This window comes from Actinotalea sp. C106, from assembly GCF_023630195.1.
Classification (GTDB): domain Bacteria; phylum Actinomycetota; class Actinomycetes; order Actinomycetales; family Cellulomonadaceae; genus Actinotalea.
In genome coordinates this window covers 1-9,375 of record NZ_JALPKN010000120.1, presented here as the reverse complement: position 1 = coordinate 9,375, position 9,375 = coordinate 1, and the positions used below count along the sequence as shown (strand labels likewise).

Genomic DNA, 9,375 nt, shown 5'->3' with positions numbered 1-9,375 from the left:
CGCGCCTGGTGGCCCTCGGGGCGACGGACCGGGCCGACGTGCCGCCCGGCCCCACCCGTGGCCCCCGCGCCAGGACCGCGTCCCGGCCCGTCGCGCGTCTTGCTGACGACTCGATCCCGCTCCCCGGGTCGCACGGACCAGGGGTGCCGCCCGGGTGCCTCGACGGCACCCTCGGACGCCGACGGGGGATCCCCGGCCGGGTGCTGGGCGCCGCAGCCCTGGGGGTCGGGGTGGTCGCAGCGGGGCTCTTCAGCCTCGGGGAGCAGCCCACCGTGACCCCGGAGGCCCATCGTGCGGCCGCCCTCACGCTCTTGGCGCAGGCCCCGGGGGCGAGCTCGACCGAGGGTGTGGTGCCGATCTCCTCGGGGGCCGGGGGCCAGCAGCCCGGGAGCCTCGATGCCGTCGACTCGGTCGACGGGGTCCTGGCGTGGATGCGCGAGCACGGGTGGACCTGCCCGGTCGGGCTGCCCGAGGGCTACCAGGTCACCGACCTCCGGGTCGAGGAGGACGGCGCGCGGGAGCTCGAGCTCGACCTCCGGGGGAGCCGCGGCACCGTGGTGCTGACCCAGCAGCACGGCCTCCTCGACGCGGCGGCCCTGGCGGGCACGCGGGTCGTCGAGGTCGAGGGCCGCGAGGTCCACGTGCTCTCCACCTCCCCCTGGCACGGGGTCTGGCAGTCGGGGGACACGGTGATCTCGGTGGTCGCCGAGGTGCCCGAGGCCGACGTCAACCTCCTCATCGCCGCGCACCCCGACCGCACCTACGATTCCGGCGTCCCGGCCCGCATCTCGCGCGGGTGGCGCACCGTGGCAGGAGCATGGAACCCGTGAGCACCGAGAACAACCCCTTCGCCCCGCCGTCGGGCTATCCCCGTCGCGACGATCCCGCGCGGGGGCCCTCTCCTGCCCCTGCCCCCTCGTCGCCCCCGGCGGTCCCTGCCGGGCAGTCGTCGCCGGGGCCCGCGCCGAGCCCCGGCTGGGCGAGCACCACGTGGGAGCAGACCAGCACGCGGGGGACCCCGGAGGAGCGCGTCCCGGCCGCACCGATGCCGCCGCTCGACAGCTGGGGGCGTCCGCAGCCTGGTCCCCGCGAGCAGAGCCGTCGTGGGCTGGGTGCCGGCGCCGTCGTCCTGGTCGTGGTGCTCGCGCTGGTCGCAGGGGCCCTGGGCAGCTGGGGCTTCCAGCAGCTCGACGTCGACGCGGCTCCTCGCGACGTCCCCCTGCCCGTCTCGGCGAACGGTGAGCGTGGCCCCGAGCTGACCGGGGTGGCCGACATCGCGAGCCAGGTCCTGCCGTCGGTCGTGTCGATCGAGGTCCGGGGCTCCGCGGGGGGCGGCACCGGCTCGGGCTTCGTGCTGCGCGAGGACGGCTACATCCTCACCAACAACCACGTGGTCAGCGTCGCGGCGGAGGGCGGGGCGCAGATCGCCGTGCTCTTCTCCGACGGCAGCGAGCACGCGGCCGAGCTCGTCGGACGGACGAGCGAGTACGACCTCGCGGTCCTCAAGGTCGACCTCGAGGGCCTCACACCCCTGGCGCTCGCGGACTCCGACGCCGTGGTGGTCGGTGATCCCGTGGTGGCGATCGGCGCCCCCCTGGGACTGCAGGGGACCGTCACGACGGGCATCGTGAGCGCGCTCAACCGACCGGTCGCGGCCGGGGACGCCGAGGAGACCGCCTTCATCAACGCGATCCAGACCGATGCGGCGATCAACCCCGGCAACTCGGGGGGCCCGCTGGTCGATGCGACCGGCGAGGTCATCGGCATCAACTCGGCGATCGCCCAGCCCCCCGGCCTGAGCGCGACCGGGGGCAGCATCGGCCTCGGCTTCGCGATCCCGTCCAACCAGGCACGCCGCACCGCGGAGGAGCTGATCGAGACCGGGACCGCGACCTACCCCGTGATCGGTGTGCTGCTCGACTCGCGCTACGACGGCGAGGGGGTCCAGGTCTCGACCGAGGCCCAGCAGGGGCAGCAACCGGTGACTCCCGACGGCCCCGCCGACCGCGCGGGGATCCAGCCGGGGGACGTGATCGTCGAGATCGACGGACGGCCGGTCACGGAGGCTGACGAGCTCATCGTCGCGATCAGGGCCAAGGCCCCGGGGGACGCCGTGGTCCTGACGCTGCGCGCGGGGGACGAGGAGCGCGAGGTCCGCGTGGTCCTCTCCGAGCTGTCCGGAGGGTGACGGCGTGGCAGGGCTAGGCTGACGCGGTGTTCGGGATCAACGGGGCGGAGCTCGTCATCCTCCTCGTCGTCGCCCTGCTGGTGGTGGGCCCGGAACGGCTGCCTCGCTACGCCGAGCAGCTCGGGGCCTGGGTCCGGTCGGCCCGCGGCTTCGTCGGTACGGCCAAGGAGCGAGTCGCCGCCGAGCTGGGCGAGGAGGCCGCCGACGTCGACTGGGCCTCGCTCGACCCGCGGCGGTACGACCCGCGCCGGATCGTCCGCGAGGCTCTCCTCGACGAGCCCACCGTCCCTGACCAGAACCGGTCCTGGGAGCACGCCTCCAGGTCGGCGGGCACCGCCGCGGCCCTCGGAGCCGGGGCGGCCGTGACGGCGGCCGGCCCTGAGGAGGAGGCCTCGATCGAGGCGGGAGCCCCCTTCGACGACGAGGCCACCTGAGGGTGGCCGTGTCCTGATCGTCGGCCCGAACCTGTCAGAATGCTCTGCATGTCCAACGCGGCGCACTCGACCTCGGCACGGCCACGCATCCTCTCCGGGATGCAGCCCACCTCGGACTCGCTCCACCTGGGCAACTACCTCGGCGCCCTGACGAGCTGGGTGGCCCTCCAGGACGACTACGACGCGTACTACACGGTCGTGGACCTGCACGCGCTCACCGTGGGGCCGGACCCTGCCGTGCTGCGTGAGCGCACCCGGCGGACCGCCGCCCAGTACCTGGCCGCGGGCGTCGACCCCTCGCGCTCGGTGCTCTTCGTGCAGAGCCACGTCCCCGAGCACACCGAGCTCGCCTGGGTGCTCTCGTGCCACACGGGCTTCGGCGAGGCCTCGCGCATGACGCAGTTCAAGGACAAGGCCGCCAAGCAGGGGGCCGAGGGGACCACCGTCGGCCTCTTCACCTACCCGGTCCTCATGGCCGCCGACATCCTGCTGTACGACGCGGCCCTGGTCCCCGTCGGCGAGGACCAGCGGCAGCACCTCGAGATCACCCGGGACCTCGCCCAGCGCGTCAACGCCAGGTTCGGCGAGACCTTCGTGGTCCCCCAGTCCCACATCGTTCGTGAGACGGCCAAGATCTACGACCTGCAGGACCCGACCGCGAAGATGAGCAAGTCGACCTCGACCCCCACGGGCCTCGTGGACCTGCTCGACCCTCCCAAGACCATCGCCAAGCGGATCCGCTCGGCGGTCACGGACACCGAGCGCGAGATCCGGTTCGACCGCGAGGCCAAGCCCGGGGTCGCGAACCTGCTCACGATCCACTCGGCCTTGAGCGGTACGTCGGTCGAGGCCCTCGTCGAGCAGTACCAGGGCAAGGGGTACGGGGACCTCAAGGTCGACCTGGCTGACCTCGTCGTGGCCTTCGTGACGCCCTTCCAGGAGAAGGTCCACGGGTACCTGGCTGACCCCGACGCCCTCGACGCCGTCCTCGCTGAGGGGGCCGAGAAGGCCCGGAACGTCGCCCGAGGAACCCTGGCCCGGGTCTACGACCGCATCGGCCTGCTGCCGGCCCGAGGTGCTCGCGCGTGAGGCTCCCGGAGCGGGCTGAGGGTCAGGTGCGGATCGGGGTCGCCCTCGAGGTCCCGCCCCCCTACGGCCCTGCCCTGCAGCGTGCGCGCGCGGCCTGCGGTGATCCCTTGGCGCAGGACATCCCGCCCCACGTCACCCTGCTGGGACCGACCGTCGTGGACCCCGACGACCTCGAGGTCGTGGGGCACCACCTGACCGACGTCGCCAAGCGGCACGCGCCGTTCACGGTGCACCTGCGCGGGACCGGGACGTTCCGCCCCGTCTCGGCCGTGGTCTTCGTGCAGGTGGTCCAGGGGATCGCGGAGTGCGAGCAGCTCGAGAGCGCCGTCCGTTCGGGGCCGTTGGCGCAGGACGTCCGCTTCAACTACCACCCGCACGTCACGGTGGCGCACGACGTCCCCGAGGAGGCCCTGGACAAGGCCTTCGAGGACCTGGCGGGCTTCGACGCCACGTTCCCGGTGGACAGCATCCAGGTCTACGAGCACGGCGACGACGGCGTGTGGCGACCCGTCCGGTCCTTCAGCCTCGCTGCGGACACCTGAAGGGCCTGTCAGCAGCTGCTGACAGGCCCTTCAAGGACGGGTGCGAGAGTCAGAAGGCGCGGGTGATCATCGCCCGCTTGACCTCCTGGATCGCCTTGGTGACCTCGATGCCCCGGGGGCACGCCTCGGTGCAGTTGAAGACCGTGCGGCAGCGCCACACGCCCTCCTTGTCGTTGAGGATCTCGAGGCGCTGCTCGGCGCCCTCGTCGCGGCTGTCGAAGATGAAGCGGTGGGCGTTGACGATCGCCGCGGGTCCGAAGTACTGCCCGTCGTTCCAGAACACCGGGCAGGACGAGGTGCACGCCGCGCACAGGATGCACTTGGTGGTGTCGTCGTAGCGCTCGCGCTGCTCGGCGGACTGCAGCCGCTCGGCGGAGGGGGCGTTCCCGCTCGTGATGAGGAAGGGCATGATCTCGCGGTAGGACGCGAAGAACGGCTCCATGTCGACCACGAGGTCCTTGACCACGGGCAGGCCCTTGATCGGCTCGATCGTGATCGGCTTGCTCGGGTCGAGGTCCTTGAGCAGCGCCTTGCAGGCCAGGCGGTTGCGGCCGTTGATGCGCATCGCGTCGGAGCCGCAGATGCCGTGGGCGCAGGACCGGCGGAAGGTCAGGGAGCCGTCGACCTCCCACTTGATCTTGTGCATGGCGTCGAGCACACGGTCCGTGCCGTAGGCCGTGACCGTGAACTCCTCCCAGTAGGCCGCAGCCTCGCTCGCCTCCGGGTTGAAACGGCGGATGCGCAGGGTGACGTCGAAGCTCGGGACGGCGCCCACCTCGGGGGTGGCGTCGGGCTCGGCGGAGTTCTCCAGGACTGCGGTCATCAGTACTTACGCTCCATCGGCTGGTAGCGGGTCATGGTCACCGGCTTGGTCCCGAGGGTGACCTCGGTCTCGTCAGGGGTCGCGCCCCGGCGCAGGTAGGCCATCGTGTGGTGCAGGAACTTCTCGTCGTCGCGGGTGGGGAAGTCTTCACGGAAGTGGCCCCCTCGCGACTCCTCGCGGGCCAGGGCCCCGGCGACCACGACCTCGGCGAGGTCGAGGAGGAAGCCGAGCTCGAGGGCCTCGAGCAGGTCGGTGTTGAAGCGTCGCCCCTTGTCCTGGACGCTGACCGACAGGTAGCGCTTCTTGAGGGCACGGACGTCGTCACGGGCCTTCTCGAGGGACTCGGCGGTGCGGAAGACCTGGGCGTTGGCGTCCATCGTCTCCTGGAGCTCGCGGCGCACGTCCGAGACCCGCTCGCCCTGAGCCTTGTCCCGCATCCGCTCGATCTCGCCGATCACCAGGGCGGTCGGGTCCTCGGGGAGGTCGAGCCAGTCGGCGGTCGCGGCGTACGCCGCGGCGGCGATGCCCGCCCGCTTGCCGAAGACGTTGATGTCCAGCAGCGAGTTGGTCCCGAGCCGGTTGGCGCCGTGCACCGAGACGCAGGCGACCTCTCCCGCCGCGAAGAGCCCGCCGACCACGTCCGTCGGGTTGCGGAGCACCTCGGCGTCGATCGTCGTGGGTACCCCGCCCATCGCGTAGTGGGCCGTCGGGTAGACGGGCACGGGCTCGGTGTAGGGCTCGACGCCGAGGTAGGTGCGGGCGAACTCGGTGATGTCGGGGAGCTTCGCGTCGATGTGCGCCGGCTCGAGGTGGGTCAGGTCGAGCAGGACGTAGTCCTTCTCGGGGCCGCACCCGCGTCCCTCACGGACCTCGTTGGCCATCGCCCGGGCGACCATGTCACGTGGGGCGAGGTCCTTGATGGTGGGGGCGTAGCGCTCCATGAAGCGCTCGCCCTCGCTGTTGCGCAGGATGCCGCCCTCACCGCGGGCGGCCTCCGACAGCAGGATGCCGAGCCCCGCGAGGCCTGTCGGGTGGAACTGGAAGAACTCCATGTCCTCGAGGGGGATGCCACGGCGCAGGGCCAGGGCCATGCCGTCCCCGGTGAGGGTGTGCGCGTTCGACGTGGTCTTGAAGATCTTGCCCGCGCCGCCGGTCGCGAAGACCACCGACTTGGCCCGGAACACGTGGATCTCGCCCGTGGCGAGCTCGTAGGCCACCACGCCCGAGGCGCGGACCGGGGTGCCCTCGGGGACCTCGCCGGTCGAGAGGTCCTCGGTGAGCAGGACGTCCAGCACGTAGAACTCGTTGAAGAACGAGACCTCCTGCTTGACGCACTGCTGGTACAGCGTCTGCAGGATCATGTGCCCGGTGCGGTCCGCGGCGTAGCAGGAGCGGCGGACGGCCGCCTCGCCGTGGTTGCGCGTGTGCCCTCCGAACCGTCGCTGGTCGATGCGGCCCTCCGGGGTGCGGTTGAAGGGCAGGCCCATGCGCTCGAGGTCCAGGACCGCCTCGATGGCCTCCTTGGCCATGACCTCGGCAGCGTCCTGGTCGACGAGGTAGTCGCCGCCCTTGACGGTGTCGAAGGTGTGCCACTCCCAGTTGTCCTCCTCGACGTTGGCGAGGGCGGCGCACATGCCGCCCTGGGCAGCGCCGGTGTGGGAGCGGGTCGGGTAGAGCTTGGTCAGCACCGCGGTGCGGGCACGCGTGGAGGACTCCAGCGCTGCTCGCATCCCCGCGCCCCCCGCGCCGACGATGACGACGTCGTACTGGTGGGTCTGCATCAGGGGATCAGTCCTTCGTCGATCGAGTAGGTCAGCGGGGGCATCTCAGACGCCAGGAGCAGCGGTGCTCAGGGGAAGCAGATCGAGGCGAGGAGCTCGGGGTCTGCGCCGGCCGGGCACGGCTCGAAGGTGAAGATCACCAGGGTGCCGAGCACCACGGTGATCGTGAAGGCGAGGTACAGGGCGCTCTTGAGGACCACGCGGGTGCCCACGCGCTCGGCGTAGTCGTTGATGATGGTCCGCACGCCGTTGGTGCCGTGGATCATCGCGAGCCAGAGCATCAGCAGGTCCCAGGTCTGCCACAGGGGCGAGGACCACTTGCCGCCGACGAAGGCGAAGTCGATCGCGTTGATGCCGTCCCCGACCATCAGGTTCATGTAGAGGTGGCCGAAGATCAGCACCAGCAGCAGCACGCCCGAGGCGCGCATGAAGAGCCAGCCGTAGAGCTCGTAGTTGGTCCGCGTCGACCTGCGGTTGCGTGGTGCACGGGGTGCCGCCAGCTCGGGAGCGGCCGTGGTCTCGCTCATCAGTGCCCCCCTCCGAAGACGTTCATGAGGTGACGGGGAAGGAACGCTGCCATCGTCACGACGACGAGGCCGAGCACGATCCACAGCATGACGCGCTGGTAGCGCGGACCCGAGGACCAGAAGTCGACGAGCATCACCCGGATGCCGTTGAAGGCGTGGAAGACGATCGCGGCGACCAGGCCCGCCTCGGCCAGGCCCATGATCGGGTTCTTGTACGCGCCGATGACGGCGTTGTAGGCCTCGGGGGACACCCGGACCAGAGACGTGTCGGCCACGTGGACGAGCAGGAAGAAGAAGATCAGGAACCCGGTCACCCGGTGGGCGACCCAGGACCACATCCCCTCGCGGCCGCGGTAGAGCGTGCCAGCCGGCGCTTCGGGCACTGGGGATCCTCCCGGCAGGTCGAGGAGACGTCTGCGTCTCCCGGGTCATGTCACTGTACGGCTCGACTCTAACTGCCCCTGGCGGTCCCGCCGTGGTGGTCATGGGTCTTCGGTCCCCCTGCGGTACGCATTGTGACCAATCCCACAGGCCGCTGTGCCGGTCCTGCCCCCGGTGGCATGATGCCTCGTCATGACCCCCCGCGAGGACCCCACCGACCCTGCCGACCGTGCCGTCCCCGCCCTGGGCCTGCGCGCCGTCGTCCCCGCCGGCGGGGCCGGGACGCGCCTGTGGCCGCTGTCCCGAGCCGGTGCGCCCAAGTTCCTGCACGACCTCACCGGGTCCGGCCGCACCCTGCTCCAGGCGACGGTCGACCGGCTCGAGCCGTTGACCGGTCCCGGGGGCGTGGTGGTCGTCACCGGCCAGCGCCACCGTGAGGCCGTCCTGGCCCAGCTGCCCGGTCTCGGCGCCTCCGCCGTGCTCGCCGAGCCCTCCCCACGGGACTCGATGGCCGCGATCGGCCTGGCCGCCGCCGTGCTGCTCGAGCGGGAGGGAGACGTCGTCCTGGGGTCCTTCGCGGCCGACCAGGTCGTCGACCAGGGCCCGGGCTTCGCCGCGGCGGTGCACGAGGCCGTCGCCGCCGCCCGGGCGGGCTACGTGGTCACCGTCGGCATCCGGGCCACGGGTCCGTCGACGGCTTTCGGGTACGTCCGGGCCGGGGAGCCCCTGGGTGTGGACGGGGCGCCCTCGGCGCGGCACGTGCGGGGCTTCACCGAGAAGCCTGACGCCGAGACCGCGGCCGCGTACCTCGCCTCGGGGGAGTACCGCTGGAACGCGGGGATGTTCGTGACCAGGGCCCAGGTGCTCCTCGACCACCTCGCCGAGCAGCGGCCCGCGCTGCACGACGGGCTGCGCCGGATCGCCGCAGGCTGGGACACCGACCAGCGCGAGCACCTCATGGCCGAGGTCTGGCCCACGCTCGAGAAGGTCGCCATCGACCACGCGATCGCCGAACCCGTCGCCGCCGCGGGAGGCGTCGCGGTCGTCCCCGGGGACTTCGCCTGGGACGACGTGGGTGACTTCGCCTCGCTCTCGACCCTGCTGCCCGAGCGCGGCACCGGTCCGAGGGTTCTCGGCGACGCCGCGGACGTGGTCAGCCTCGACGCCGCGGGCGGAGTGGTCGTGGCTGGCAGCGGCCGCGTCGTGACGCTCCTCGGGCTCGACGACGTCGTCGTGGTCGACACCCCGGACGCGCTGCTCGTCACCACCCGGGCCCGGGCCCAGGAGCTGCGGTCCGTGGTCGACGCCGTGCGTGAGCGGGGTCGCGAAGACCTGCTCTGACGACGGGCCCCGCGCAGGGCGCCTAGTCTCGGGGGGTGCTCGACGACGCCAGGACCATGACCGCCGACCGCGTCAACGCGCGGGTCGACGCCCTCGACGACGAGCTCGTGGCCCTGCGCCGCGACCTCCACGCCCACCCCGAGGTCGGGCGGACCGAGCGACGCACGACCGACGTGGTGATGCAGCGGCTGCGTGCCGCGGGCCTCGAGCCGCGGCGGCTGCCCGGGACCGGGCTGATCTGCGACATCGGCCCCGGTGCGGTCACCAAG

General features: G+C 72.0%; 10 protein-coding genes and 1 pseudogene. 7 read left to right on the top strand and 4 right to left on the bottom strand.

Going from position 1 to position 9,375, the window contains the following annotated elements:
• From L0B03_RS09630 to L0B03_RS09610, 5 genes are all read left to right on the top strand, one after another.
• The coding region (locus L0B03_RS09630; RefSeq protein WP_250445592.1) for a hypothetical protein at nucleotides 1–830 on the top strand (830 nt) is incomplete at its 5' end.
• Entirely contained in the window at nucleotides 818–2,188 is a 1,371-nt protein-coding gene (locus L0B03_RS09625; RefSeq protein WP_250445591.1) for a S1C family serine protease, read from the top strand. The genes L0B03_RS09630 and L0B03_RS09625, both read left to right, overlap by 13 nt.
• A 26-nt stretch (nucleotides 2,189–2,214) precedes the next feature.
• A complete protein-coding gene (locus L0B03_RS09620) occupies nucleotides 2,215–2,622 on the top strand; it encodes a twin-arginine translocase TatA/TatE family subunit (RefSeq protein WP_250445590.1) in 408 nt (135 codons plus the stop codon).
• Between the two features lie 48 nt (nucleotides 2,623–2,670).
• Nucleotides 2,671–3,711, top strand: coding sequence for a tryptophan--tRNA ligase (gene trpS / locus L0B03_RS09615; RefSeq protein WP_250445589.1), 1,041 nt, complete (start codon nucleotides 2,671–2,673; stop codon nucleotides 3,709–3,711).
• Nucleotides 3,708–4,253 carry a 2'-5' RNA ligase family protein gene (locus L0B03_RS09610; protein ID WP_250445588.1) on the top strand — a complete coding sequence of 182 codons (546 nt, stop codon included), beginning with the start codon at nucleotides 3,708–3,710 and terminating at the stop codon, nucleotides 4,251–4,253. Before trpS ends, L0B03_RS09610 begins: the two co-directional genes overlap by 4 nt.
• Nucleotides 4,254–4,302: 49 nt before the next feature.
• Here the strand turns inward: L0B03_RS09610 and L0B03_RS09605 are convergent, their stop codons facing one another.
• From L0B03_RS09605 to sdhC, 4 genes are all read right to left on the bottom strand, one after another.
• Nucleotides 4,303–5,076 carry a succinate dehydrogenase iron-sulfur subunit gene (locus tag L0B03_RS09605; RefSeq protein ID WP_250445587.1) on the bottom strand — a complete coding sequence of 258 codons (774 nt, stop codon included), beginning with the start codon at nucleotides 5,074–5,076 and terminating at the stop codon, nucleotides 4,303–4,305.
• Nucleotides 5,076–6,857: a succinate dehydrogenase flavoprotein subunit gene (gene sdhA / locus L0B03_RS09600; protein ID WP_250445586.1), complete on the bottom strand. Its 1,782-nt coding sequence runs from the start codon at nucleotides 6,855–6,857 to the stop codon at nucleotides 5,076–5,078. Before sdhA ends, L0B03_RS09605 begins: the two co-directional genes overlap by 1 nt.
• A gap of 68 nt (nucleotides 6,858–6,925) precedes the next feature.
• Nucleotides 6,926–7,384 (bottom strand): succinate dehydrogenase hydrophobic membrane anchor subunit, encoded by a 459-nt coding sequence (locus tag L0B03_RS09595; protein WP_250445585.1) that lies wholly within the window; start codon nucleotides 7,382–7,384, stop codon nucleotides 6,926–6,928.
• A complete protein-coding gene (gene sdhC / locus L0B03_RS09590) occupies nucleotides 7,384–7,767 on the bottom strand; it encodes a succinate dehydrogenase, cytochrome b556 subunit (protein WP_308200033.1) in 384 nt (127 codons plus the stop codon). Before sdhC ends, L0B03_RS09595 begins: the two co-directional genes overlap by 1 nt.
• Nucleotides 7,768–7,957: 190 nt before the next feature.
• Between sdhC and L0B03_RS09585 the strand changes: the two genes are divergently transcribed.
• Both L0B03_RS09585 and L0B03_RS09580 read left to right on the top strand, forming a co-directional pair.
• The gene (locus tag L0B03_RS09585) at nucleotides 7,958–9,106 is read left to right on the top strand and encodes a mannose-1-phosphate guanylyltransferase (RefSeq protein WP_250445584.1); all 1,149 of its coding nucleotides are present in this window, start codon (nucleotides 7,958–7,960) and stop codon (nucleotides 9,104–9,106) included.
• A gap of 56 nt (nucleotides 9,107–9,162) precedes the next feature.
• Nucleotides 9,163–9,375 (top strand): annotated as a pseudogene (locus L0B03_RS09580) (amidohydrolase); the annotation flags it as partial.

Excerpts from the sequence above, each read along its gene's own strand:
- L0B03_RS09595 (WP_250445585.1), bottom strand. The coding sequence starts at position 7,384 with ATGAGCGAGACCACGGCCGCTCCCGAGCTGGCGGCACCCCGTGCACCA.
- sdhA (WP_250445586.1), bottom strand. The coding sequence starts at position 6,857 with ATGCAGACCCACCAGTACGACGTCGTCATCGTCGGCGCGGGGGGCGCG.
- trpS (WP_250445589.1), top strand. The coding sequence starts at position 2,671 with ATGTCCAACGCGGCGCACTCGACCTCGGCACGGCCACGCATCCTCTCC.
- L0B03_RS09585 (WP_250445584.1), top strand. The coding sequence starts at position 7,958 with ATGACCCCCCGCGAGGACCCCACCGACCCTGCCGACCGTGCCGTCCCC.
- L0B03_RS09605 (WP_250445587.1), bottom strand. The coding sequence starts at position 5,076 with ATGACCGCAGTCCTGGAGAACTCCGCCGAGCCCGACGCCACCCCCGAG.
- L0B03_RS09625 (WP_250445591.1), top strand. The coding sequence starts at position 818 with ATGGAACCCGTGAGCACCGAGAACAACCCCTTCGCCCCGCCGTCGGGC.